Source organism: Clostridium sp. AF27-2AA (genome assembly GCF_003478505.1).
Taxonomy (GTDB): domain Bacteria; phylum Bacillota; class Clostridia; order Lachnospirales; family Lachnospiraceae; genus Brotaphodocola.
In genome coordinates this window covers 1-25518 of record NZ_QUFI01000038.1, presented here as the reverse complement: position 1 = coordinate 25518, position 25518 = coordinate 1, and the positions used below count along the sequence as shown (strand labels likewise).

The following is a 25518-nucleotide window of genomic DNA, read 5'->3' as shown; positions in this document are numbered from 1 at the left end:
GGTTTCCTCCGAGTGGAGGAATTTCCTATCATACAAAAAAGCGAAGCACCATCTTACGATGGCCTTCGCTTTTTATTTTTCGCGTTTCAGCTTCTTATTTATCAGCCAGGATCTCATTGATACCATTTACCAGTGAGTCACAGTCAATGCCGTGAACCATGCATGCCTCTTCCAGAGACTCTCCCTGAGAAGACGGGCAGCCCAGGCAATGCATACCTGCACGCATTAAAATCGGGGCAATCAGATCGCTCTTCTGAAGCAGCTCGCCGATTAACATATCTTTACTGATCTGCATGTTAAATTCCTCCTTTTTGGATATACTACACTACACTATAATACTTTTCACCGAAATACGCAAGTAATATTCATAAATCAGGAAATCTCATACCATCCTGGAGGGTATTCGTGCAATTCATACAAATCCATAATGATAATTTTATTCAATACCACTAAATCATAGTGCTTTTCTAGGAATTATTTTTGAATAGTTACCCAAAGCTAACCAGATATTGTACCTTATTTTATTCAAAAGTGCAATATTTTCCTCTTGAATATTTTTAAATTATAGTATACAATGATGCTATCGAAATGATTATAGAATATTTAAGGAGGATATTATCATGGCATATGTAATTTCTGATTCTTGTGTTAGTTGCGGTACCTGCGAGAGCGAGTGCCCGGTAAGCGCTATTTCCCAGGGAGACAGCCAGTACGTTATCGACGCTGACGCTTGCATCTCCTGCGGTACCTGTGCAGGTGTTTGCCCGACCGGCGCTATCAATGAGGGTTAATTAAACACAACTCTTCAAATGCCTCTTCTGTATTTGCGGTACAGAAGAGGCATTTTTTTGTTGCCATAACGCCAGTAAGCGGATATGTTATAGTTACAGAGAATCAATTGCAACAACGAAAGGAGTTTTCCCATGACAAAGAAAAAACCTCTGATCGCCCTTACCCCTTATTTCAATATTGAGCGTGACGAACCTTATATGCGCCCTGCCTACCTAAAGGCCATCCGCGCTGCCGGCGGCACTCCGCTGATTCTTCCACTGGATCTGGAAGACGAAGATCTTCAACAGGTCGTAGATACCTTTGACGGTTTTCTCTTTACCGGCGGGCCAGATATTCACCCGTTCTTCTTCGGTGAGGAAACCCAGGAAAACTGCGGCAATGTCTGCCTGCGCCGGGACCGCATGGAGATGGCGCTGTTAAAGCTAGTCATGAAAACCGGCAAACCAGTTTTAGGCATCTGCCGCGGCATCCAGCTACTGAATGTGGCGCTGGGCGGTGATATCTATCAGGACATTCCAAGCCAGTTTCCACAGGATTTTCCCATTGCCCACACCCAGCCTTTTGACTATGTAATTCCGTCTCACAAAGTCAGGGTGGTTCCCGGAACTCTGCTGGCACGCCTGACCGGCTGTGAAACCCTGCAGGTCAACAGCATGCACCATCAGGCCTGCCGTAAAATTGCCCCGGGACTTACCGCCTGCGGCCATGCTGCCTGCGGGCTTACAGAAGCCATTGAAAAACCGGATTACCCATTCTTCCTCGGTGTCCAGTGGCACCCGGAATACTTGTGGGAACATGATCCGGCCATGAGGCAGCTTTTTGAAGCATTTGTAAAGGCGGCCCGCTGATCTGCGGCCGCCTTTTACCAGTCCTGTTACAATTTCTTTCCACTCCGTCCAAATCTCTTCTTCCGAAAAAACGGCATTCGGGCCGCCGCTGCCTCTGCCTTTCCTTTGTTTTCCTTCTGATGCGCCCGCAGTGTCTCATCCAGAGCCTTAAAGCGTTCTTCCTCTTTCTCATCACTGATCCGCATCATATATTCCAGTTCCTGCACCATGCGGTCATTTACCTGGCGGCTGATTTCTTCACTGAGCGCCTCATTGTTCTGACGCATAGCCTGTCCGATTGCGTTGCCGATGATGTGATTCATGAGCTGTTGGAACTGCTCCAGCTTTTCCCGCTGTGACACCATAGCCGTGTCCTCTTCCACTCTGGCTGCTACTTCTGTCCTTGTTTCCCCATCCATATCTTTTTTCACACTCTCCTCATTCATTCTGTCCGCCTCCGCCCCATTCTGCTCAGGTGTCTCTGCATAGCAGTTTACATTTTCCGGCTCTGTCCCGGCTTCCTGAGCATCCGGCATCTGTGTCCTGGCGAGCCGTGCCTGCCGCAAAATCTCCGCTGCATTCTGCCTCAGGACCTCATTTAAATCCAGATTTTTCTCACCGGCCAGCATTCGCTTTAATACCGGTTCAATTGCCTTCAGCTGGTATCCCTTTTCTTTCAGTTCATTAATCTTCTGGAACATCTCAATATGCAGCTTTGTATAATACCGTTGATTTTTCCTGTCCCGCGGTATCTCCAGATGCAGCTCGTCCTCCCAATAGCGGAGCACATGATTCTCCACCCCCACCAGCCTGCTCGCCTGGGATATGGAGTAACGTCTTTCAGCCATCCTTTTCTCTCCTTAAGGTCTTTTCATAATTTCATTACAGCTTATTTAAATAGTATGAACCGGCCTTCAGAATTATGCTTAAGAGCAGAAAAAAAGAGATGCAGCATGTCAGCTGCATCTCTTCCGGGTATTCGGTTCTGGTATCCAGAATTTTATTTTGCCAGGTTCACAAACTTGGTAAACTCCGGCTGCCACAGCAGGTTCACGGTTCCGATCGGGCCGTTACGCTGTTTGGCTATGATTACCTCCGCAATGTTCGGGGTATCGGTATCTTTGTTGTAATAGTCATCACGGTACAGGAACATGACCACATCGGCATCCTGCTCAATGGCTCCGGACTCACGCAGGTCCGAAAGCATCGGACGGTGGTCGGTTCGGGTCTCGCAGGCACGGCTTAACTGTGACAGGGCAATGACCGGCGCGTTGATCTCACGGGCCAGGGCCTTTAAGGAACGGGAAATCTCCGAAATCTCCTGCTGACGGCTCTCGCTGCTCTTGCCTCCGCTGCCTGTCATTAACTGCAGATAGTCGATGATGACCATGCTCAGGCCATATTCCAGCTTCATCTTCCGGCACTTGGAACGCAGCTCCGTGATGGAGATACCCGGTGTGTCATCAATGATCATCTTGGAATTTCCGATAACACCGATGCCTTCTACGATAGCATCCCAGTCAGAGTCCGTCAGGTTGCCGTTACGCAGCTTCTGAGCGTCTACGTTGGACTCCATGGCCAGCATACGGTTAACCAGCTGCTCCTTGGACATCTCCAAACTGAAGATCATGCAGGGAAGTCCCTTGCGGACTGCTACATGGTCTACCAGGTTTAAGACGAATGCAGTCTTACCCATAGACGGACGCGCCGCGATCAGCACCAGATCCGAAGGCTGCATGCCTGAAGTCTTGTAATCCAGATCAATGAAGCCTGTCGGGATACCGGTTACCGTGCCCTGGCTCTTGGAGGCGGTCTCAATCTTTTCCAGGACATTTAACGCCACCTGGCGGATCGGCACAAAATCACCAGAGTTTCGGTTCTGAAGCAGGTCGAATATCGTTTTCTCCGTACCTGCCAGAATCTGCTCCAGCGGCTCTTTGCCCGCATAACAGGTATTGGCAATCTCCTCGTTCACCTTGATGAGCTTTCGCAGCACCGACTTCTCATACACGATATTCGCGTAAGAGCGGACATTGGCCGAGGTCGGAACCGTGGTGATGATGTCGCGCACGAATTCCAGGCTGCTGACCTCCGGCGGAACATCCTTCTCTTTCAGGCGGTTCTGCAGCGTGATCAGATCGACCGGAGCGCCCTCATTGAACAGCTCCACCATACTCTCGAACATGACGCCGTACTGCTGCTGGTAAAAATCCGATGCCGTGATGATTTCCGATGCGGCAATGATGGCATCCTTGTCCATCAACATGGAGCCGATTACCGACTGCTCCGCTTCCACACTGTGGGGAAGCACACGCTTCATCAATGCCTCATCCATAAAATCTTACGCCTCCGTTACTTTCACTGTCAGCTTTGCGGTTACATCCTTGTGAAGTTTTACCGGAACCTCATGGTTTCCAAAGGTCTTAATCGGCTCCGGAAGAACCAGTTTCTTTTTGTCGATGTCCAGTTTTAACTGATCTGCTGCCGCTGCTGCGATCTCCTTGCTGGATACAGAACCAAATGCCTTGCCGCCCTCTCCAGCTTTCATCTTCAGGGTTATGGTAAGCTTCTCAATCTTCTCTGCCAGCTCTTTTGCTGCTGCCAGCTGCTCTGCTGCTACCTTTTCAGCGTTTGCCTTCTGGAGCTTTAAGTCGTTTAAGTTCTTGGAAGTTGCCTCAACACCCAGTTTTTTCGGCAGGATGAAGTTTCTTGCATATCCGTCATTCACCTTTACGATCTGGCCTTTTTTTCCCAAAGCCTTAACATCCTCTAATAATACGATTTCCATTATGATATATCTCCCTTCTGTAACATCTCATCGATGACCGCTTTCACACGGTCTTTGGCTTCCTCCATGCTGATGCCGGAAAGCTGTGCCCCGGCAATGGTACGGTGTCCGCCGCCGCCCAGTTTCTCCATCATGACCTGTACATTAACTTCGTCGATGGAGCGGGCGCTTAAATAGATCAGGCCGTGGTACTCTGTCATGACCACCGACGCCTTGATTCCCTTGATTTCAAGCAGCTCATTGGCCGCCTGGGCGCAGACAATGGTCGGGCTCGGAAGTCCCTCCGACGGGCATACGCCGATGGAAAATGCTTCCCGGTAGATCTCCGCGGAAGAAATGGCTGCCGCCCTTGCCTTGTAATCCTGCATATCATCCCGGAACAGCTTGCGAACCCGGGTCACATCGGCTCCGTTGCGGCGCAGGAATGCTGCCGCCTCAAAGGTTCGCACGCCGGTCTGATTGGTAAAGTTGTTGGTGTCGATCACGATGCCGGCATACATGGCATCTGCCTCTGCGGATTTAATCTTGATACCGTCCGCAATGTACTGGAGCACCTCCGCAACCATCTCGCAGGCCGAGGACGCATAGGGCTCTACATAAGAGAGCACCGCGTTGCTGATGACCTCGCTGCTCTGGCGGTGATGATCCATCACCACAATGGTCTTCACCAGCTTTAACAACTCCGGAGCATCGGTAATGCTGGGGCGGTTTACATCCACCACAACCAGCATGGTATTGCTGTCTACCAGCTCTGCCGCCTGGGCTCCGGTCAGGAACAGATCCTCCGGATAATCCGGATTGTCCAAAAAACGGGCCATCATCGGCTGAACCGATGTGGTAACTTCGTTGATGACCACATGGGCCTTCTTGTTCAGGGCCGTCGCTATGCGGTAAATACCAATTGCGGAACCAAAGGCATCGCTGTCGCTTAATTTGTGTCCCATGATCAGTATACGGTCCTTGGTTTCCATCAGTTCCCGCATGGCATGGGCCTTTACGCGAGCCTTTACACGGGTGGATTTCTCCTGCTGCTGGGACTTGCCGCCGTAATACTGAATGCGGCTGCCATCCTTCACAACAGCCTGGTCGCCGCCGCGGCCCAGCGCCATATCAATGGCAACGCGGGCAGAATCATAGTTCTGCGCATAGCTGTCGCCATTCATGCCGATACCGATACTTAACGTAACTGCCATCTCATTGCCGATGTTGACGGTCTTAACATCCTCCAGAATGGAGAAGCGTTCCTCCTGCATCTGCTCAATGTATTTCTGCTTTACCGCAAAGAAATACTTATCCTTCTCGATGCTCTTTAAGATACCGTCCACCGCGCCAATGTACTTGTTGATCTTACGGTCGATCAATGCGGTCAGCAGGGAGCGGCGCACCTCTTCAACGCTCTCAAGCGCCTCGTCATAGTTGTCCAGATAAATGATGCCTGCCACCATCTTCTCATCGGTGATCTGCTGACGGTAACGCAGAATTTCCGTTTCATCAAACAGATAGACAGCCAGAAGCTTCTGTCGGCTGATCACTGCCTGAATCTCCTCCTGCTCGGAGCTGCTCACATAGATCGGCTGGATTTCCATGCGGAACCGGCGCTCACCAAACACCGTGTGGACCTTGACCGGGTCCTCATCCGTTGCCAGATCATCCTTTGTGGCTTCCGGAAACATGGAAAGCAGGTTCTTCCATTTTCCCTTTTCCAGGGCTGTGACTGCCTGAAATTCATCGTTGGCCCAGACAATCCTGCCGTCTTCATCGGCCAGCGCGTAAGGCAGGGCCAGTCCCGTAAGCAGCTGCTTCTGAATCCATGCATATTCTGCCGAAAAATCCACCAGGCCGCCCAGAATCCTCTTTTTGCTGTAAAAGAAAATCCACATGGCAATGCCCAGATAACCGATCGTGAAAGGGAGCATAATCAGCCCGCCAATGTGGCTAACGCACCCAGCCGCGATATTCGCGCAGATCATAAACAGGGAAAGAAGCAGGGGCCAGCTTAAGTATCCCCGCAGCTGCCCATGAACCTTTATGTTCTCTTTCATACGTTTTCTCCTTATCAGATCCGAAAGGATCTGCCGCTGCAGGCAGCTTTTTTGCTGCCACCTATCTTTGAATTATACCATAGCTCCCATGATTCGTCTACTGTTCGCATGTTGCGCCAGGCCTCCGATGGATTTTCGACTTTCCCTTTATCGAACGCCTTTTCTGTGATAAAATAGAAATCCGAATCAATGATTTACCATGTATACAAAGGAGATACGCCTTATGATAAAGAAAGAAATTGCTGAAATCAAGCGCCAGTTCACCCCGGCCAACTGCTCCATTTCCCGCATCTGCGGCTGCTATGTGGACGGCGAAAAGAATAAAAAGGCAGAATTTAAGGAGGCATTTTTATCCCTCCCTGAGGAGGATATGTTCAAATATTTTGAGCTGCTCCGCAAGAATCTGTCCGGCACGCTGGGAAAAAATCTTATTAACCTGGAGTTTCCGCTGGCTGCTGAGGAAGAAGGCGGCCCTCACGAATTCCTGCTAAAGCTGCGAGGCAGCCGCCTGCAGGATGATGCCCTCCTGGATGCTTTCTATGACCGCATTATCGAAAACTACGACTATGTGGGCAACTATCTGATCCTGCTGATCCACGATGCCTACGACATCCCGGGAAAGACTTCCGATGGCATCGAGATGGAGGATGCCTCTGATGAAGTTTACAGCTACATTCTCTGCTCCATCTGCCCGGTAGACCTGTCCAAACCAGGTCTCAGCTACAACGAGATGGAGGGCAGCTTCCAGAACCGCATCCGGGACTGGGTGGTTCAGATGCCGCAGCTTGGCTTTTTGTTCCCGGCCTTCAATGACCGCTCCACCGACCTTCACAGCACCCTGTACTACTCCAAAGACAGCGACGACCTGCACGACGCCTTTATCGAGCAGATGCTTGGCTGCCCGCTGCCGCTTCCGGCCGGTTACCAGAAGGAATCCTTCCAGACCATCATCGAGGAGACCCTGGGGGATGCCTGTGACTACGAGACGGTAAAGACCATCCATGAGAATTTGAGCGAGCTCATCGAAGAACACAAGGATGAGCCGGAACCCCTTGTCCTCGACAAATACCAGGTCCGCAATCTCTTAGAGCACAGCGGCATCGAGGAAGAACAGCTTGCCACCTTTGATCAGAACTTCGATGAAACCGCCGGTGAAAAAGCTTCCATCTACGCAAGCAATATCGCCAACACCCGGGCCTTTGAAGTCAAAACTCCGGACGTTATCATCAAGGTCAATCCAGACCACACTGATCTGATTGAAACCCGTGAAATTGACGGACGCCAGTGCCTGGTCATTGCCATCGACGGCGGTGTGGAAGTAAACGGAATTGCCGTAACACCGGGTGCAGCCGCCCATGAAGAGGAAGAATAAACATCCGTATTAGGAAATCCAGAACGCAGAAAACGCCGGAAGCGCGGCTCTATGCCAGCACTTTCGGCGTTTCCTTTTTCCAGTTTTCTTCTGTTCGTTTGATGCGCAGCTTTCTCTGCACCTGATTTCTACTGTATCTCGAGCAGCTGATATCCGTTTAAATCCGGTGTTGCAAATTCCACCGGCTGTCCCGGGTCTGCATACCCCACATCACCGTCCATCATCACACTGATAACGGAGCCATCCATGGTCATCTTCATACCCATCTTCATTCTGCTCTTTTTGCAGTAGCCATCCGGACCTACAACCAGTTCCCCGCTGATGGCATCATAGCTTACCTGTGCGCCGCTCTGAGCCACAGCAGACATTCCGTTCATTCCCATCACCTGGTCAAGCAGGGAATTCATTTTCCCAGCATCCATAGTATAGCTCAGGATCCGGTCTTCGCCCTCTGTGCGAAGCTTCAGATTCTGAATGTAATCCAGTCCGCCATTGTCCATGCCCGGAATCTGCTGAATGCTTTTCATCATCTGCTCCAATGGCATCGGCTGTTTGATTTTCTGATCCATCATGTCCATATAATACATACCATTTTCATAGTACATATTGCCCGTAACCGGAGTGCCGCTTAAATCCATGGAAACACTATCCCCTGCCGGTCCCTCCGTCTCATTTCCAGTTGAAAACTGTCCTATGGTCATACGCATGTAATTGTTCATTCGCAGATGCTCCGGCTCTGTAATATGATTTGCTTTCATATTCATCTCCAGGCGGCTGCTCATCTGCATAGCATCCATTTTAGTGCTTATATTAAAATCATAGTAAGCGTTCACATCCGTCAGAGTTTTTTGTTTCTGGTTCATCTCCTCATATACCGCCACCGCATCTGCATCATTCGCATAAGCCGGCACGGTAAGTACCATCACCAAAGCTGCCGTTGCTGCTGCCAGTCGTTTCAGTTTCATGTGTAATCCCTCCTCCAATTTGAATTCATTACCAATTACTGTTTCTGCTGCTGTTTTATATTTTCTGCGCCGCAATGACTAAAACATTTACTGCAGTCACCGCTGCATGTCATATGCCCGGAGTCCGTCTGGCTTTTGCCTGCCGCCCCATTTTGTGCTTCTTCCCGGTCCTTCTTCTTGGAATAAAGAATCAGTCCGACCAGGCAGATTACTCCAACCACCACAGCCACACAGGCCTTTAAAAATATACCCATCAATACTTCCATATGTATGCGCTTCCTTTTTTGATATGTTCTATCTGTCTTTCCCTATTTTATCACTGGCATATGACATATTCAACGGCTCCGGCCAAATCGTAAGAGGAATGTAAGACGAAAAAAGAGACCTTACACAGCTTCCTGCATAAAGTCTCTTCTGAATTCTTATTCCGTATCTTGTGGATTACTCCATGGTGTACGGCATCAGAGCGATGTGACGTGCTCTCTTGATAGCAACGGTCAGAGCTCTCTGGTGCTTAGCACAGTTACCGGTAATTCTTCTCGGAAGAATTTTACCTCTCTCAGATACATATCTTTTCAGCTTGTTGGTATCCTTGTAATCGATTACGCCGTTCTTATCGCCGCAGAATACACAAACTTTTTTTCTTCTACGCATGCCGCCTCTTCTTACCTTAGCGCCATCTGCTTTATCAGTCTTATTGAATGCCATTGGTACTGCCTCCTTCTTCAAATGATTCGTGCCGTCTCAGCTAAACCTGATTTAGTTAAACGGCAGTCCTTCGTCTTCCACACCATCCGGGATGTTCATGAAGCCATCGCCAATTGCGCTGGTCGGAGCCGGTCTGGAGGTCGGCTGATAGCCGTATCCGCCATTGTCACCATTTCCGCCTGCAGAGTTTTTGCTGTCTGCAAACTCCTGATCATCTACGATGATGTCTGTGGTATAAACACGCTGACCTTCTTTGTTGGTGTAACTGCCAGTCTGGATACGTCCGGACACCAGTACGCGCATCCCCTGACGGAAATACTTCTCTGCAAACTCGCCTGCTCTGTCAAATGCCACGATGTTAATAAAATCGGCAGTCTGCTCGTTTCCGTCCTGGTTACGGCGTCCTCTGCGGTCCACTGCAAGGGTGTATCTCGCAACAGCCATGGAACGCTCTCCCTGGGTGTAACGAACTTCCGGGTCTCTGGTCAATCTTCCCATAAGGATTACTCTATTCATACCATCACTCTTCCTTTTTTAAGCTGGTCGTTATCTATTACTTACTGCTCGTCCTGCTTTACGCAAAGATATCTGACAACCGGCTCCATGATGCGGATGTGTGCTTCCACTTCGTTAGAGCAGTCAGAGTTCTCAGACTCGAACTTGATGAAGTAGTAGAAAGCCTCTTTTGCTTTCTGAATCTCGTAAGCAAGTCTCTTCTTGCCCCAATCATCAACGCCTGTTACAGTGCCACCGAAGCGGGTGATATAACCCTGTACCTTCTCCAGTGCTGCAGCTCTCTCTTCGTCTTCGAGTTTTGCGCTCAGAACAACTGCTAATTCGTATTTGTTCATTGCTTTACCTCCTTGTGGTCTCTGGCCCTTGACTTCAGTCTCAAGAGCAAGGATTTTAATGTGTCACGGATAAATATTTTAGCAGACTTACCGTATAAAAGCAAGCACTTTTTCGCGGATTTTGCAAGTTTTTTTGCGGATTTTCCGCCGTTTTCCGCCCCGCTTCCATGCTTCACTCAATTTCTTCCTGCATTTAGCCCTGCTGCTTCTCCGCTGCCTTCGTCAGGCCCCGGGCATTTTTCTCTACCATTTTCCGCTCGGTCATGACCTGATGGCCGCAGCCCATGCATTTCAGCCGGAAATCCGCTCCTACCCGCAGGATTTCCCACTCATGGCTCCCGCAGGGATGCGGCTTTTTCAGCTTTACCACATCACCCACCTCAAAATTCCATTTCTGTTCCATATATCGCTCCCTTTTTTTCTACCGGATCATATGTCCCGGATCTTTTCCTAAAATCGCATCAATCCTCGCCAGTTCTTCCGTGCTGAATTCCAGCTTATCCAGTGCCGCCACATTGTCCTCCAACTGGCTGACGCGGCTCGCTCCGATCAGGACGCTGGCCACCTCATCTCTGCGCAGTACCCAGGCCAGGGCCATCTGCGCCAGGCTCTGGCCGCGCTCTTTCGCAAGCTCATTCAGCTTTGCCACCTTGGCAAGCTGGTCCTCATGCATATACCGCTTCCCTACGGTGGTTCCCTGTCTGGACGCCCGGGAATCTGCCGGGATTCCTTTTAAATACTTATCTGTCAGTGCGCCCTGGGCCAGCGGACTGTAAGCGATACAGCCGGTTCCATTTTTCGTCAGTACCTCAAACAGGCCCTGCTCTGGCCAGCGCTCAAACATATTGTATCTGGCCTGATGGATCAGGCATGGCGTTCCATTCTCTTTCAGAATTGCAATAGCCCGCTCTGCTTCCTCTGCCTGATAATTGGAAATTCCCACATACAGCGCCTTGCCCTGCCGCACCATATCCGACAGTGCGCCCATGGTCTCTTCCAGCGGCGTCTCCGGATCTGGACGATGATGATAGAAAATGTCCACATAATCCAGCTTCATGCGCTTTAAGCTGGCATCCAGGCTGGACATCAGATATTTTCTGGATCCCCAGTTTCCATAGGGTCCTGGCCAGAAATCGTATCCGGCTTTGGTGGAAACCAGGATCTGCTCCCGGTACAGCTTCAAATCTTCCTCGAAAATCTTTCCGAAGTTCTCCTCTGCCATTCCGATATTCGGAGCACCATAGTTATTCGCCAGGTCGAAATGGGTAATGCCCAGATCAAATGCCCGGAAAATAATCTCTTTCTGCTCTGTAAGGGGCTTCTCCGTCCCGAAATTCTGCCACATGCCCAGCGATACCCGCGGAAGCAGGATTCCGCTGTTTCCACAGCGTTTATAACTCATCTTGTCATAACGAGAATCATCCGCCTGATACATCTATTTTTCCTCCTTCAAAAAGCGCTCAAACACCGCTCCGATCGGCTCATTGATGACCAGATCTGCCCTGTCATCCATCGGCGTAACACTCTTGTTGATCAGCACCAGCTTCTTCCCCCGGTAATAATCAATCAGTCCTGCTGCCGGATACACCGTCAGGGAGGTTCCTCCAATGATCAGGATATCCGCTTCCTGTATGTAACGCACCGCTTTCTGCAGCGTGGTCTGATCCAGTCCTTCCTCATAAAGTACCACATCCGGCTTGATAATGCCGCCACACTCACAGCGCGGCACACTCTCCATCCCCATAATTGTGGCAAGATCAAAGAATTTTCCACAGCGGGTACAGTAATTCCGGTGGACAGAGCCATGCAGCTCCAGCACTTCCCGGCTTCCTGCTGCCTGATGCAGCCCGTCAATGTTCTGAGTGATAACCGCGCGAACCTTGCCCTGCTGCTCCAGCTTCGCCAGTGCCAGATGCGCCGCATTGGGTTTCGCATTCGGAAACAGCATTTTATTCTTATAAAACCGATAAAATTCCTCTGGATTTCTCCGGTAAAAGCTATGGCTGATGATGGTCTCCGGCGGATAATCATACTGCTGGTTGTAAAGTCCGTCCACGCTGCGAAAATCCGGGATTCCACTTTCCGTAGAAACGCCCGCGCCGCCGAAAAACACCACATTATTACTTTCCTGAATCCACTTTTCCAACATGTCCACACGCTCTGTCATAGCCTGATTCATCATTCCCGCTCCTTCCTTTTCTCTATACGTAACTGTTCAGTACCCTCACAGTTACCTCTATACAACCTCATCGAGGAAGATCCGGCTCAACACATCAATCTGTTCTGCCCCGGCATACTGCTTTACAGCCTCTGGTATACGATAACCGAACAGCCACTGCGTCAGCTCCTCAATTTTCAGGTGCAGTACGCGGTCAGTTTCCCACTCCGTCTGGGCCAGTGCCTCTTCCATAGTTCCGATCTGGCCGGTCAGTTTCTCAATCTGGGATCCATTATGATCCAGTGTCCAGATAAAGTGTCCATCATTCTGCGGAATCAGCGGGTCCTCCAGTTCCAGGCAGACCGTAAACTGCTCCGTCTCCGCGTCTTCTTTCAAATGAATCACCGGCACAAAATTTTCCAGTGTAATGAGCCGGGCCATAATGGCCGGCTTTTTCTTTTCCAGCTCCGAGTAACCGTCTTCTGTATACAAAAGGCGCTGTTCCTTTTCTTTGCGCCCCCAGATACTCTGAATTCCCACAAGCTGTTTCTGATCATAAAGAAAATCCAGGCTGCCCAGTTCACTCTTCACTTCCCTGATCAGGCTGGTTACATAATCGCTATCACGCTTCGTAAATACCTCATAGCGCTGTTCCAGCCATTGCTGCATCCAGTCGGCCGCCATCTGTATCGGTTGTACCTGCTGCACCAGTTTGTCCGCCACGTCCATTTCCGTCATGTTCCCTGCTGGCACCGTTTCTTCTATAGAAGTATGCTTCAGTTTTATATCCTCTTTCAGATTCCAGACCGGCTGGTCATAGATAAACGCAAACTGAAACGGCGTGTAAATTGCCTCTGCCGCCGGCATCAGAAAACAGAACGGCATCTGCCGCTCCCGCATATCCGTCATCATCCGGATCAGCAGGCTGCGCATGTAACCGCGATGACGCATATCAGTCCGGGTGGCCACCGCCACAATATAATCTGCATCCCAGAACGTGTCCCGCACCTGCAGCCGGTAAGGATTCCGATGAAGCATCGACTGAATGACACCGTTCTCCTCCCGGACCAGCACCTGGTTTATGCTCATTTTCTCCTGATCATAGTAATCCAGAAAGTCCTCAGAATCCTCCGGGAATGCCTCCCGCCACAAATCCTTTGTCCGCCCCTTTTCCTGATTATCCAGATATCTTATCATAGCCGCCTCTCTTTTCCACAACGCAAATTCTATTTAAAATTCTTCTGCTGCACCAGATATTTTCTTGCAAATCCGCATGGATTGTAAGACATCTTGGCATGGCGCAGCCCCTCCTGTCCCAGGTCATCTTCCCGGTTTACCAGCGTCACATCCGGGAATTCCTGTACCAGGAACTGCTGGTTGATGAACTGATACAGACCACGAATTTCCGGGTTCGCCTTTTCAATATGAATCACCGCCATATTTTCCGCCTGATTGTAGCTTCCAATGGTAAAGGCCTCCAGCTTTCCGTCAATGTACACGCCAGACATGCGGATATCCAGATCCAGGCACTGTTTCAGGATCTCATGGATTCCCTCCACCTCATAATCCAGATGCTCCTCTACCTCATCACCCTTGCGCTCTCTCCAACGATCCAGGAAACGCCATACATCATCCCGGTCTGAACAGCAGAGACGGCGGAACTCATAACGACCCTCATATTCTTTCAGAAACGCATTCAGATGATTTTTCTTCTTATGAAGTTTCTTTCCGGAAAGCATCCGCATAGCCTCACCATCGTATAGGTAATCTTTTAAATCCTCCTGTTCGGTCACTACAAAGTCTTCCGATTCTTTCAGATGAAGAAACTCTATGGCTTCCTCATCAGCCAGGTAAATCTTAAACGGAATATGAAGTACCTGATTAAAATACTCCACTGTCATATCAAAATATTTTTTCAGGTCCTCCTCTTTGCAAAGCGGCATAGCACTGTGCATCACGCCATCTTCCTTCATCAGCCATAAAAGCGCCTTATTTTCATGAATGGCATACCGCACATGATAATATTTCCGCCAGATAAAGCTGTCCAGCGGCACGCTGTCACAGGTCTTGTTCGGGCGCAGACCAAAATACGGTGCCAGCACCTTCATATCTTCCGCTTCAACTGGTTTAAATTTTAAATCTGTCATTTTTATTTCTGTTCCTTCCATTTAGACAGAATCTCCCGCTCTGCCTTTTCTTTTTCCTCTTCGTCACGCCTTCCTATTATAGCGTGAGCCGTTCCTGGAATCAATATACCGTTTTTTCGTTTCTATATTGTTCATACTATCCTTAATTCCGCTCACAGACCGTCTGGACTTTCCATGATCTTGCCCCGGACACCTCCAGAACAGACCCACAGTAACGGCACTTTTTCACACCAAGCTCCTCCACCGGAGCCCCGCAGTTTGGACACACCAGGGAAGCGGCAGTTCCTGAAAGACTGGAATCATACACATAAATCAGTTCTGCCTCACAGACCGTCTGTTTTTTACGCGTCTGCTGCGCCGCGTCGTTCTGCCCATGCTGACCCTTTGCGCTTTGGCGCACATTACGTGCCGTCGTCTGACTATTTTCCTGATTTTCTGCCTTTGTCCAGTATTCTGCTGCCGTCTCGCAGAGGATACTTGCTGTGCCGTTATACTTCTGGTAGCGGCTGATCACCGTTTTATGAATGCGGACCGCCCCAGCGGACCGCACATTTTTTGTTTCCAGCAGTTCCTTTACAGACTGTTCCACCTCAGCCCGCAGCTCTTCCCAGTTAAATTCCGGAAAATCCCGCAGAATCTGCGGCAAATAAATACTGGTCATACCACCAAGGGACTTGGGCTGCTCTTCCTGCTGCAGTTCCCCGTTCTGGGCACTGCGAACCAGTTCCCGGACCAGGCACACTTCCGCAGAATTGAGAAAACGCCTCATTCTGCGCCGTATTTTTACAACAGCAATGACCACAATCAGCAGCATTGCCACCACAATCATAACCGCCATAACCCTATTATCATTCATAAGACTCTGCTCCATTTCTCTCAGTTTCCGCGCTCACTCTCGTGACTCATGTCACCTCATTGCCTTGTCGTTCGCCGCAACCGTGCAAGCATGCTTTAGGCTCTCTTGCACTCGTTACATTATACCATATTATTTCAGAAAGCCATGGTGCAATTTTTTCAACAGGGTTCCATTTCCTATGAAACAAAAAAGAAGCCCACTTTTCAGTGAACTTCTTATTTTGCCAGTTCTTAATTCAATTTCTGAATGATTGCATCCCGGTACATCCTGGTCGTTGCTGTTCCGTGCAGATCCGGTGTCAGACATGTGCCCTCCTCCAGCACTGCGTCGACTGCCTCACGGATCTTTGCCGCGCACTCACACTGCCCCAGATACTCCAGCATCATGCAGGCCGACCACAGAAACGCAGTCGGATTCGCGATATGCTGTCCGGCAATATCCGGCGCGCTGCCGTGAACCGCCTCAAACATCGCGTAATCTGCTCCCAGGTTGCTGGACGGCAGAAGGCCAAGTCCGCCAATCAGACCGCTCGCCAGATCTGACAGCAGATCACCATACAAATTCGGTGTCACGATGATGTCAAACTGATTCGGATTCATAACCATCTGCATACAGGTATTATCAATAATCTTATCGTTATGCTCAATCTCCGGATACCCTTTCGCGATTTCATTAAAAATGCTTAAAAACAGGCCATCGGACATTTTCAGGATATTAGCCTTGTGTACGCAGGTCACTTTTTTCCGGTCATGAGCCTTTGCATACTCAAACGCATCACGAATAATGCGGGTACTTGCTTTTCGCGTAATAATCTTGGTTGCATGAACCGTATTCTCATCGATCTGCTCTTCCACGCCAACGTAAAGGTCTTCCGTATTCTCCCGGAAAATGACCATGTCAACATCATGGAACGGAGTCTCAACCGCGATATTGGATTTCGCAGGACGAATATTGGCATAGAGGTCATATTTCTTTCGCAGCGTTACATTCAGGGAACGGAAACCATGGCCGATCGGAGTTGTGATTGGAGATTTCAGCAACACATGATTCCTGTCAAATGAAGCATATGCTTCTTCCGGAATCAACGCGCCATTCTTCTTCCACTCTGCTTCTCCAACATTATAAATCTCATAATCCAGATCAGCGCCTGCTGCCTGCAAAATCTCCAGCACGCAATCCGTGATTTCCGGTCCGATACCATCTCCCTTAAACACCGTGACTGTTCTCTTCATTCTATGACCTCCTGATTTCTGTCCTCTGGTTTTTATTTTTTCAAATACTAGCATAGGAGGAAATCAAAGTCAATAGATTGTATTATTCACAACGTATTGCTTTTGATTTAGAACAAAAAAGGAACCATCTTTCGATGATTCCTTAGAGGCGACAACCAGATTTGAACTGGTGATCAGGGCGTTGCAGACCTTGATTGCCAGTCGCTGGAGGCCGCATAAACACTGGGTTCCTGGGCTTCGATAGCCCTTTTGGTACCCTATTAGTGCCCTATTTTATTTTTTGTCAGTAATTACTCGTTATTTTCCTCGTGTCACCAGTTCCCGGTACTTCTTTTTCACGCAAAACCTCTATTTCCTTTTGGCTTCGCTGTACTTTCCTGACGTAATTCCAGAACGTCCTCGACAGAATATCCATACGCATTGGGAAGGTACTTAATTTCCTGATTCCCCTTAATCAAAATAAGATTCTCATTCTTACAGGATGAAATAATAATAGGAGAATGTGTAGCTACAATAAATTGAATATTCGGGAATGTTTCTTCCAGTGCTTTAATAACATTCCACTGCCACTTCGGATGTAAGTGCATATCCAACTCGTCAATCAATACAATTCCCGGAATATGCGTCATATTCTTTCCTGCTTCTGGATTCAAAAGTGCCATTCTATAAGCCAGATTCATCGTCATACATAAAAGAGACTGATATCCGGCACTTAAAAGCGAGATTGGCATACTCTCTCCCCTGCTTCATTGTAAACAATATCACCGATCTGCTGAGAATAGGAAATAACCGGCTTTTCCGGCAGATCACTCATTTTTTGCATAACAACTGCTACAATTTCCTTGAATGCCTCGTATTCAGCAATCTTCATGCCTTTCTGGAATGCTACCAGCTCCATTTTCAGGCACCATTCTTTAATATCCAAAGAATAATCCAGACATCCAATATAACCGCAGCGTCTGTCATTTAATTTTTTCTTCAGCTCTGTGCCAAAATCACTGCGTCTCGTCTGCCAGACGCGTGCTTCACTCTGAAAGCAAAGCAGTGGTAACTGCGCAGAAAGATCGTTTGCAACTTCCTGTGCATATTTAGCAATCTGTTTGTTATCCATGGTTGTCTTAGAATTTGGCATCTGGTCTTTCCGTCTTCGTGTCCACGCAAACTTAGTTCCTTCGACGTCCACATACGATGTAATTTCTACAGGGGTTTTATACTGGATTGCGGAAGACGCATGCCCCATCTCCGTTAATTGGATTCTCACATCGTCCGGCTGAATATTTTTAGACGGAACACCTGAAATACCTGTAAGAAATCCGCCTAAACCAACTGTGATTGCTTCCAATATAGACGTTTTTCCTACACCATTATCTCCAATAAGCAGATTCACCCCTGGGCGGAACTCTATCTCCATGTCATCTACTGCTTTGAAATTTTTTATTGCCACTTTCTCAATATACATGAATAACCACCCAAAGTAATACTGTTACTGCGCACGCAGGCGGTCCGGCAACGAATTTTTGCTGTATATGCCTTGCATATTTTTGAATCAATGATATACTATATTATAGAAGGATGCCACCGATAGACGGTTGATCCTAAGATAAGATTAGTTAAAAAATAACCGCTCTTGTTTTCTCAGGACATGGGGCGGTTATTTTTGTGTCTTATTACTATCCCGGCCAACTTTGTAGCCGGCACTAAAGCATGCAAGGCATAAGCCGAACAATGCCATTACATCCGAAATACTCATTGGCTAAGCCCTCCTTCGTTCAGATTCCCTTGCGGGTTTCTATGTAATCGGAGGGTCACAGTCCCTCCGCAGAAGGACCAACCGCCTACCGTTATGGTGGCACCCATGAGATTATTTTACCATATCTTTGTAATTTACGAAAGCCTTAGCTCTTTATTTGCAAATACTTGAAATTTTATATTTGTTGCAAATGCCATTAAACACAAATCTTTTTCTAAAATCATTCTGGCATTCTCAATCCTTCAAAGACTTGTTTTAAGTCTTTTGCTGTCTCCACTATGTTTTCTGGCTCTTCTCCATTTGACATTCTGTAAAAATCATCAGCTACAATCCAGCCTAATGCCTCTGTTAACGTAGCTGCTGTCGTTGCACCAACTACAGCACCCGCCACACCTCCACCTGGAATACATTTTAAAATATTTGCAAAAATTGCGTGTCCGGCCTGCTGTGTCACTACAACACTAGCAATACTTTTTGCTGCCGATTGTGATAATGAAATTCCAAAAACTTTTCCTAATGATATAATCATTGCAACCTGTGCCGCTGTGATCGGTATTGCATCTGACATAGGAATCGGTATTGCTCCTGCTGCTGCGGCGGCGGTTGTTGCCGAATGAATTGCAATATGACACTTCTTTTCCAATTCTTTTGGCATGTGTACTTTAGATTTTCCCATAATTTTCTTCTCCTTTGTAATAATTTATATTTTTGTAACTCAAAAAAATATAATCTGATTAAAGAATTCCTCTTTTCCTTGCTTCTCTTTTCAAATCAGTCCATCCATCTTCTAACTTCTTACTATGTAATGCTTCCAAAATGTCCTGATCGCTTAAATTTGCTATGTACTTTTTCCGAATTTCTTTCCGTTTTTCTTGAAGCTTAGGTTTCAATATCTGCTCTCGTTTATATTGACCATAGGATTTTCTTCTTTGCTTTAAATCTTCCTTTGTCTGAGTCATATTATTACCTTTTGATCGGTTACATTGGAGATTCAAGCCTTGGAAATTGCAGCAGTAGGAACGTTGAATGCCTGTTATGTGGATATGAAAGAAATTTTTAAACTGGCAATTATCAATAATTCGGCATTTATTGCCTGTTTGCATAATCATCCGTCTGGGGATCCGGAAGCGAGCTATGAAGATAAAAAACTGACGGAACGCCTGCAGCGAGCCGGAGCTATTCTTGGAATTTCTGTCATTGACCATATTATCGTTGGAGATACTGATTATTATAGTTTTCGCGACGGGGGTGAACTGGATGAAGAGTGAAAAGAATGAAATCCGTTTATTAGAGGTAAACGAAATTGAATGCCGGATAGGGACGATCAACGAGAATGGGCTGAGCTTGCTTTTGTATAAAGATGCAAGAGTCGATCAGAAGATTCTGGATGAATGTTATTCGCCTTGTGGGTGGAAGCGGAGTCATCAGGAGATTGGTGGAAACCTGTACTGTACGGTAGAAGTGTGGGATAAAGAAAAACAACAGTGGATTGCTAAGCAGGATGTGGATACAGAAAGTTATACGGAAAAGGAAAAAGGGCAGGCATCCGACAGCTTCAAGCGTGCATGTGTGAATTGGGGGATTGGAAGAGAACTGTATTCTGCACCTTTTATCTGGATTCCTGCGGAGAAAGCAGCAATCCGTTATGATGGAAAACGCTATACAACTTCGGAGCACTTTCGTGTGTCTGCGATTGGATACGATTCAGGGCGGGAAATCAATGCGTTGGAAATTTGTAATAGCAAGGGATTTACTGTGTTTCGTATGCAGGCAAAGAAAGAAGCATCAGCACCGAAGAAAATGAAAAATATGCCAGAAGAAGTAAAGGCACAGTTATCAGAGAAAATGCGTGCGGATCTGCAGAAAGAATTGAATCGGACAGGAATTCCTGTGGAACAGGTTTTGGCACGTTATCATCTGGATGATATTAGTCAGATGAAGCCGGAACATTATCGGGATGCTATGAGTGGTTTGAAGAAGTCCAAACCGATTGTTGCAGCTTAACAGGAGTGAAAGGAATTGCCAAGATGTCAATAGAGGAATTAATACAAATGATTTTAGGAGAGCGTATCAACTCTGCGTTACAGGAAACATCCCTGGAAAGAGACAAAGGATGATATTATATCCACCTGTTTGAAAGCATTGGGTAAAGTTATCAACAATCATTATACCTTTTCCCCATGCCCGGCTGCCGATCGGTTAAAGCAGAACTGGCGTTATCGGGAATATGACTATACACGAAGCATTCCCATATTTGTTGATCACTGTCTGGATGTCACCAAGGATCCTGCGGATAAACTTTATCTCCAGGAACTGTACCAGTGTTACTGCGATTTTTGCAACACCTACGATTTGCCTGTTACAACTTATAATTCTTTTTCTGCATGGCTTACCACTAATATTGAAGGCTGTAGCAAGAAACGCATTCACGAAACAGATAAAAACCCTATGGCTGGCCTTGTCGGCCTGCGGCTAAAAAATATTCCAGAAAATGAGCAGCCTCTGTAAACTCAGCCTTTGAGTTTATACACCATATCTGTGAAATTCACAGAAAGGAGACTATGACCATGGTATACAACAATTTATATTCTTTTTCAGATCTGCTGACTATTTTCCCTTTTGGGAAAACCAAGCTGCGTCAACTGCTGCACGCAGGCGTTCTTCCCGTTGTAAAAGTGGGACGGCAGTATGTAACCAGTGATGACGCAATTCAACGATGGATTCTGGAAAACGCCGGGAAGGAAATCTTATTCTAGCTTTCTTCCACAATATGCTGACGGTTCGTAAGAGAACAATTCCCTGCGAGCCGTCATTTTTATGAAAGGAGACATTATGGCTGCTACTACAACTAGCAGAAAACGAAAAGGACGAGGTAATATTCAGAAAAAGGCCAACGGCAATTACCTTGGACGCCTGCGTATTGCCGGATATGACACGTTTTACGTTACTGGTACTTCAGAAAAAGAAGTTCAAAAAGAACTCGATCAATTCTATCTGAAGACACTAAAAAAGGAAATCATTCCGCAAAAACAGACAGTTAATTCTTATATCGAGCAATGGCTTACCTCGGTTAAAATGCCAAGTCTGAAAGCCGCTTCCTATGACCGTCTGGAACGAACCTATCAAAAACAGATTAAAAATACCCCTGTCGGACGCAGTCAGCTTGGAACACTGACCAGTATGGAAATCCAGACATTGATCAACTCTTACACCACTACGCTTTCCTATTCCAGTCTCAAAAAAGTCTATGATCTTCTGAATAACTGCTTCCGCTACGCAGTTGCGGTTCGGGATACAGGATATAATCCTGTAGATGGTGTACGGCTCCCTAAACAGGAAAACCTGAAAATTCGGACCAAAGAAATTGAGATCCTGTCAGAAGCTGATATAGATCGTCTGGAAAAGGCTCAAAATGCCCTATATAAAAATGGACAGCCTAAATACTGGTACGCTTCTGCCTATGTCCTGATTGCCAATACCGGAATTCGTTCTGGCGAAGCACTGGCATTGACCTGGGATAATGTTAATCTGCGCACTAAGACGCTTACCATCTGCCAAAACGCATCCCGCATCAAAAAACGCGATTCTGAAAATGCCACTGGAAGCAAGCAGATCATTACTTCTACCAAATCCCGCTCCGGCACACGACAGGTTCCACTCAACAGCAAAGCTCTGGCGCGTTTAAAGGAGTTACAGGAGCACAGGCATATCCAGTCGCAATTTGTGATCTACACATCCACAGGAAAGATGGTAGTTCAGAATTCATTTTACCGGATATTTCAAAACATGCAGAAATCACTCGGCATCAAACCAGTAACCATCCATGCTTTGCGTCACACCTTTGCAACGCAACTGATTAAGGCTAATGTCGATATCAAAGTGATCAGTCAGTTACTTGGACATGCTTCGGTGAAGATTACCTATGATACATATGTACATACAGATCTGGACCGCGCTTTTTCTGCTGTACAATCGTTAGAATAGCTGAAAAATATTTTGGTGCCTTATTGGTGCCTTATTTTTCACTCAAAAGAGGTTTGAAATGGTCTCTGGCGGAAATTTATAAGGAAATCTGCCTTGTAAATTTCCCCCATCAAAATTTAATAAAAGTCTGGGGAGCCGCATAAATACTGGCTTTTCCAGACAAAAAAAGGAACCATCTTTCGATGATTCCTTAGAGGCGACAACCAGATTTGAACTGGTGATCAGGGTGTTGCAGACCCACGCCTTACCACTTGGCTATGTCGCCATATTAAATTGCTTATCAGATTTGCTCTGATAAATGACCCCAACGAGATTCGAACTCGTGTTACCGCCGTGAAAGGGCGATGTCTTAACCGCTTGACCATGGGGCCTCTCATATAAACTTGTTTAACACATATAAGATATGTGAGCTCCCCGAGTAGGACTTGAACCTACGACAGCGCGGTTAACAGCCGCGTGCTCTACCGACTGAGCTATCGAGGAATACGCTGCTCGTTGACAGGCAACGAGGATATTATATGATATAGGTGTCTTTTTGTCAAGCAGTTTTCTAAAACTTTTTATTTTATTTTTTCGGGCAATTTTTCCGGCTTTTCACAGATAGAAACAGCACCGGGCAGTCTTTCTGTGTGACTCACTTCCCGGTGCTTTTCCCTGTCATTCTCTTGTTATAATTGCAACTCTAGCCTTATCTCATACCTTTTAAACTTATTTTTCCAGGCTCTTCCAGCGGAAGTTCGGAACCACATCACTCCACTTACTGATTCCGATCAGCGCCTTGTATTTCTCGGTTGTTTCCAGCGTAGAGGCCTTGTTATCGATATTTTTGTATACAAGCCAGGATGGTTTCTGCATGGTTGCTACAATGTCGTTCGGCTTGCTGCTATCGCAATGCCACAGACCAAATGCCTGGGATGCTGCCATTTCGGACGGTGCGTCCACCTGACGACTCATGATAAAGGCATCGATATATGGGTTACTATCTGCAATATAATATGCATAAGCAATAGCTGCCGCCTGCAGATCCTCTGTAGTACCGCGGGTTGCGCTGGTGGAGGTAAATCCCTGCTCTGAAAGAATTACGTGGCGCACCTCACCAGAACGGGTACGGAACTGTGCCTGCTGTAAATAATCTGTCAGCACACTTAAATTCAGCATATTGACGACTGGTGATGACGCATCATCCTTGATCAGTCCGGTCTCCCGGTCATTCCAGAATTCCGGCTCTGTCAGCGGAATAGAATATGGATGATATGCCAGTCCCCAATCCATGGAACCGCCCGGGATCATCTGATTATTGAAGGCATCCAGCAGATCCTTTGCATTGTAATTCAGTTTGCCGTCTGCCTCGTGATTCCAGTTGTAATCCGTTGAGAAAAAGACGCGGCTGCTCTGGCTGGTGCTGCGAATCGCTGTGTAGAACACGCGAAATGCCCTCTGATATTCATTGATATAAGTATCCAGACTCATCGGCCCCATATAGTTCCACAGCTGGTTATTGATCTCGTTGCCAATGACCCAGTTAGAAACTCTGCCGTATGACGAGGATTTACTGCCATAACGGTCTGCCAGGAAAGCCGCAATGGCCCGAAGGGATTCATAACCATCTTCCGTAGCTACGTGAAAGCCATAATAATTTGCCACAGATGCCGGCTGCTTCGTTACACCCGGATAATAAAGCTGCGGTGTGCTGTCGTTCCATCCGTTTAAAATAACCGCAGTCACGGTCATATCTTTTTCAGACATTCTCTTGATGGTGTCGTCATATACAGCCAGTACATCTTTATTAAAATGATAAGTCTTGCCATCGTATTCGTAATCAATTCCGCTTCCAAGAATGTGATTGAACGGAATGTTCACGATTACATGGTTCACGCCAAGAGAAAATGCGTCAGACAGCATAGCCGGTGTTGTCTGAATCAGAAGTCCCTTTTTTGTCTGGGCGGTTTTGTACGGATCCGTGTACTTTGCGACACTCTCCGGATTTGTCACATAAGCCTCATTGCTGGCAATCGTGTATTCACTGCCATCGTAAACCGCTACCACAAAGCTGGAATACAAGCGGTCATCCTGCGTTCCATGATTGAGCGGAAGCTGGAACGAAAGCTCATCACCCTTCGTGATCCACGCTGCATAGTCCGTTCGGCCCTTTAAATCCCGCTGGTACGGTTTCATTTCAAACAGATACAAATAATTATCATAATATGCCGGGTCTGAGAAACTGCCTTCCACCTGCCCCTTGATCGTAACCTGATTTCCACCAGTCACCTCACAGCTTGTAATATGAGCAAATTCTGTCGGTGCTGTTTTGGCTGTATTCTGTCCAGCGGCGGCCGCCGATGTTTCTGCCATGGCTGTAACACTGCCTGCCCCGGCAAATACTACCGCCATACAGCACAGTGAAATGCAATACTTCCATATTTTCTTCAAACTTTCTGCCTCCAATCTCTGTCAGTCCATTTCCTGATTGCACAATGCACAAACAGGAACAATTTCACTTCCATATCATAGCACGGAATCCTTTTGGTTCAAGTAGGTTTTCTCTTACATTGATTTAAGATTTTCTTGCAGAATTATATGTTTTACATTTATGCCACAGCACTACTGACAGAAAAACTGCAATATAATCCGTCAGCGCCTGCCCATAAATGACTCCGTTCAAGCCTCCAAGCGCATTCAAAATAAACAGCAGCGGAATCAGAAGCAGCCCCTGGCGCAATATAGAAAGCAGAGTCGCCCAAAATGTTTTCCCAACAGGCTGCATACAGTTCATATTTATAAAGAGGATTCCGATCCATATGGACTGCCTGCGACCGGTTTCTCAGGCGGTTAGAAATGCAGTTGATGATCTTTCCTGCTTCCACTATTGCTCCTTTAAATATTTCGGTTCCTAAGTATTCTAGGAGTATTTTCCCTGGAAGTCAATAAAACTTCAAATATTGAATTGTTCTCCTGAATTTCTGTATAACGCAAAAAAAGACCGGAATCTCTTCCAGTCTCTCATCTATGTACCCTCAAAACCACATATTGAATTTCATCCGTATTT

The 25518-nt window shown here is 47.2% G+C and carries 30 protein-coding genes and 3 tRNA genes; 8 read left to right on the top strand and 25 right to left on the bottom strand.

Annotated features, from left to right (window positions below; genetic code table 11):
- Nucleotides 1–94: 94 nt before the first annotated feature.
- On the bottom strand, nucleotides 95–295 hold the full coding sequence (locus DWY84_RS15050) for a DUF1858 domain-containing protein (RefSeq protein WP_118534156.1): 201 nt from the start codon (nucleotides 293–295) through the stop codon (nucleotides 95–97).
- Nucleotides 296–620: 325 nt separating this feature from the next.
- Between DWY84_RS15050 and DWY84_RS15045 the strand changes: the two genes are divergently transcribed.
- Both DWY84_RS15045 and DWY84_RS15040 read left to right on the top strand, forming a co-directional pair.
- Nucleotides 621–791 (top strand): 4Fe-4S binding protein, encoded by a 171-nt coding sequence (locus tag DWY84_RS15045; protein ID WP_118534155.1) that lies wholly within the window; start codon nucleotides 621–623, stop codon nucleotides 789–791.
- A gap of 132 nt (nucleotides 792–923) precedes the next feature.
- The gene (locus tag DWY84_RS15040; protein ID WP_118534154.1) at nucleotides 924–1640 is read left to right on the top strand and encodes a gamma-glutamyl-gamma-aminobutyrate hydrolase family protein; all 717 of its coding nucleotides are present in this window, start codon (nucleotides 924–926) and stop codon (nucleotides 1638–1640) included.
- Between the two features lie 26 nt (nucleotides 1641–1666).
- Here DWY84_RS15040 and DWY84_RS15035 read toward each other — a convergent pair whose 3' ends face one another.
- From DWY84_RS15035 to DWY84_RS15020, 4 genes are all read right to left on the bottom strand, one after another.
- Nucleotides 1667–2467, bottom strand: coding sequence for a helix-turn-helix domain-containing protein (locus DWY84_RS15035; protein WP_118534153.1), 801 nt, complete (start codon nucleotides 2465–2467; stop codon nucleotides 1667–1669).
- Between the two features lie 152 nt (nucleotides 2468–2619).
- Nucleotides 2620–3954, bottom strand: a complete 1335-nt coding sequence (gene dnaB / locus DWY84_RS15030; RefSeq protein WP_118534152.1) for a replicative DNA helicase — start codon at nucleotides 3952–3954, stop codon at nucleotides 2620–2622.
- Between the two features lie 6 nt (nucleotides 3955–3960).
- Nucleotides 3961–4407 (bottom strand): 50S ribosomal protein L9, encoded by a 447-nt coding sequence (rplI, locus tag DWY84_RS15025; protein WP_118534151.1) that lies wholly within the window; start codon nucleotides 4405–4407, stop codon nucleotides 3961–3963.
- On the bottom strand, nucleotides 4407–6449 hold the full coding sequence (locus DWY84_RS15020; protein ID WP_118534150.1) for a DHH family phosphoesterase: 2043 nt from the start codon (nucleotides 6447–6449) through the stop codon (nucleotides 4407–4409). The genes rplI and DWY84_RS15020 overlap by 1 nt, the downstream gene beginning before the upstream one ends.
- A gap of 223 nt (nucleotides 6450–6672) precedes the next feature.
- On the opposite strand from DWY84_RS15020, the gene DWY84_RS15015 reads away from it, so the two are divergent.
- A complete protein-coding gene (locus DWY84_RS15015) occupies nucleotides 6673–7821 on the top strand; it encodes a DUF4317 domain-containing protein (RefSeq protein ID WP_118534149.1) in 1149 nt (382 codons plus the stop codon).
- A gap of 128 nt (nucleotides 7822–7949) precedes the next feature.
- Here the strand turns inward: DWY84_RS15015 and DWY84_RS15010 are convergent, their stop codons facing one another.
- From DWY84_RS15010 to DWY84_RS14930, 16 genes are all read right to left on the bottom strand, one after another.
- Complete coding sequence (locus tag DWY84_RS15010) at nucleotides 7950–8786, bottom strand: DUF6612 family protein (RefSeq protein WP_118534148.1); 837 nt, start codon at nucleotides 8784–8786, stop codon at nucleotides 7950–7952.
- A gap of 35 nt (nucleotides 8787–8821) precedes the next feature.
- Nucleotides 8822–9052 (bottom strand): hypothetical protein, encoded by a 231-nt coding sequence (locus DWY84_RS15005; RefSeq protein ID WP_118534147.1) that lies wholly within the window; start codon nucleotides 9050–9052, stop codon nucleotides 8822–8824.
- 175 nt (nucleotides 9053–9227) lie between these two features.
- A complete protein-coding gene (gene rpsR / locus DWY84_RS15000) occupies nucleotides 9228–9494 on the bottom strand; it encodes a 30S ribosomal protein S18 (protein WP_118534146.1) in 267 nt (88 codons plus the stop codon).
- 51 nt (nucleotides 9495–9545) lie between these two features.
- On the bottom strand, nucleotides 9546–10010 hold the full coding sequence (locus DWY84_RS14995) for a single-stranded DNA-binding protein (protein WP_118534145.1): 465 nt from the start codon (nucleotides 10008–10010) through the stop codon (nucleotides 9546–9548).
- 41 nt (nucleotides 10011–10051) lie between these two features.
- A complete protein-coding gene (gene rpsF / locus DWY84_RS14990; protein ID WP_118534144.1) occupies nucleotides 10052–10345 on the bottom strand; it encodes a 30S ribosomal protein S6 in 294 nt (97 codons plus the stop codon).
- 193 nt (nucleotides 10346–10538) lie between these two features.
- Nucleotides 10539–10748 (bottom strand): DUF951 domain-containing protein, encoded by a 210-nt coding sequence (locus DWY84_RS14980; RefSeq protein WP_118534142.1) that lies wholly within the window; start codon nucleotides 10746–10748, stop codon nucleotides 10539–10541.
- 18 nt (nucleotides 10749–10766) lie between these two features.
- On the bottom strand, nucleotides 10767–11780 hold the full coding sequence (locus DWY84_RS14975) for an aldo/keto reductase (RefSeq protein ID WP_118534141.1): 1014 nt from the start codon (nucleotides 11778–11780) through the stop codon (nucleotides 10767–10769).
- Nucleotides 11781–12512 carry an NAD-dependent protein deacylase gene (locus DWY84_RS14970; RefSeq protein WP_118534158.1) on the bottom strand — a complete coding sequence of 244 codons (732 nt, stop codon included), beginning with the start codon at nucleotides 12510–12512 and terminating at the stop codon, nucleotides 11781–11783. It lies immediately after the preceding gene.
- A 69-nt stretch (nucleotides 12513–12581) separates the two neighbouring features.
- A complete protein-coding gene (locus tag DWY84_RS14965; RefSeq protein WP_118534140.1) occupies nucleotides 12582–13700 on the bottom strand; it encodes a GNAT family N-acetyltransferase in 1119 nt (372 codons plus the stop codon).
- Between the two features lie 29 nt (nucleotides 13701–13729).
- A complete protein-coding gene (locus DWY84_RS14960) occupies nucleotides 13730–14650 on the bottom strand; it encodes a GNAT family N-acetyltransferase (RefSeq protein ID WP_118534157.1) in 921 nt (306 codons plus the stop codon).
- Nucleotides 14651–14792: 142 nt separating this feature from the next.
- The gene (locus DWY84_RS14955) at nucleotides 14793–15506 is read right to left on the bottom strand and encodes a zinc ribbon domain-containing protein (protein ID WP_147354307.1); all 714 of its coding nucleotides are present in this window, start codon (nucleotides 15504–15506) and stop codon (nucleotides 14793–14795) included.
- A gap of 230 nt (nucleotides 15507–15736) precedes the next feature.
- Nucleotides 15737–16738, bottom strand: a complete 1002-nt coding sequence (locus DWY84_RS14950) for an isocitrate/isopropylmalate family dehydrogenase (protein ID WP_118534138.1) — start codon at nucleotides 16736–16738, stop codon at nucleotides 15737–15739.
- Between the two features lie 335 nt (nucleotides 16739–17073).
- Nucleotides 17074–17469 carry an AAA family ATPase gene (locus DWY84_RS14945; RefSeq protein WP_118534137.1) on the bottom strand — a complete coding sequence of 132 codons (396 nt, stop codon included), beginning with the start codon at nucleotides 17467–17469 and terminating at the stop codon, nucleotides 17074–17076.
- Complete coding sequence (locus DWY84_RS14940; RefSeq protein ID WP_118534136.1) at nucleotides 17451–18197, bottom strand: ATP-binding protein; 747 nt, start codon at nucleotides 18195–18197, stop codon at nucleotides 17451–17453. The genes DWY84_RS14945 and DWY84_RS14940 overlap by 19 nt, the downstream gene beginning before the upstream one ends.
- Nucleotides 18198–18708: 511 nt before the next feature.
- Nucleotides 18709–19164, bottom strand: a complete 456-nt coding sequence (locus DWY84_RS14935) for a DUF697 domain-containing protein (RefSeq protein ID WP_118534135.1) — start codon at nucleotides 19162–19164, stop codon at nucleotides 18709–18711.
- 58 nt (nucleotides 19165–19222) lie between these two features.
- Nucleotides 19223–19447, bottom strand: a complete 225-nt coding sequence (locus tag DWY84_RS14930; protein ID WP_118534134.1) for a hypothetical protein — start codon at nucleotides 19445–19447, stop codon at nucleotides 19223–19225.
- A 39-nt stretch (nucleotides 19448–19486) separates the two neighbouring features.
- Between DWY84_RS14930 and DWY84_RS14925 the strand changes: the two genes are divergently transcribed.
- From DWY84_RS14925 to DWY84_RS14905, 5 genes are all read left to right on the top strand, one after another.
- Complete coding sequence (locus tag DWY84_RS14925; protein WP_243024883.1) at nucleotides 19487–19756, top strand: JAB domain-containing protein; 270 nt, start codon at nucleotides 19487–19489, stop codon at nucleotides 19754–19756.
- Nucleotides 19746–20492, top strand: coding sequence for a hypothetical protein (locus tag DWY84_RS14920; protein ID WP_118534132.1), 747 nt, complete (start codon nucleotides 19746–19748; stop codon nucleotides 20490–20492). The genes DWY84_RS14925 and DWY84_RS14920 overlap by 11 nt, the downstream gene beginning before the upstream one ends.
- A gap of 129 nt (nucleotides 20493–20621) precedes the next feature.
- Complete coding sequence (locus DWY84_RS14915) at nucleotides 20622–20996, top strand: hypothetical protein (protein WP_118534131.1); 375 nt, start codon at nucleotides 20622–20624, stop codon at nucleotides 20994–20996.
- Between the two features lie 59 nt (nucleotides 20997–21055).
- A complete protein-coding gene (locus DWY84_RS14910; RefSeq protein ID WP_118534130.1) occupies nucleotides 21056–21244 on the top strand; it encodes an excisionase in 189 nt (62 codons plus the stop codon).
- A gap of 76 nt (nucleotides 21245–21320) precedes the next feature.
- Entirely contained in the window at nucleotides 21321–22472 is a 1152-nt protein-coding gene (locus DWY84_RS14905; protein WP_178716335.1) for a site-specific integrase, read from the top strand.
- A gap of 194 nt (nucleotides 22473–22666) precedes the next feature.
- Here the strand turns inward: DWY84_RS14905 and DWY84_RS14900 are convergent.
- The 4 genes from DWY84_RS14900 to DWY84_RS14885 form a co-directional block, all read right to left on the bottom strand.
- Nucleotides 22667–22737, bottom strand: a tRNA-Cys gene (locus tag DWY84_RS14900).
- Nucleotides 22738–22771: 34 nt separating this feature from the next.
- Nucleotides 22772–22843: transfer RNA gene (locus DWY84_RS14895), tRNA-Glu, on the bottom strand.
- A gap of 39 nt (nucleotides 22844–22882) precedes the next feature.
- Nucleotides 22883–22955 (bottom strand) — tRNA-Asn (locus tag DWY84_RS14890).
- Nucleotides 22956–23180: 225 nt separating this feature from the next.
- Nucleotides 23181–24902, bottom strand: coding sequence for a DUF5722 domain-containing protein (locus DWY84_RS14885; protein ID WP_243024882.1), 1722 nt, complete (start codon nucleotides 24900–24902; stop codon nucleotides 23181–23183).
- Between the last annotated feature and the right edge of the window lie 616 nt (nucleotides 24903–25518).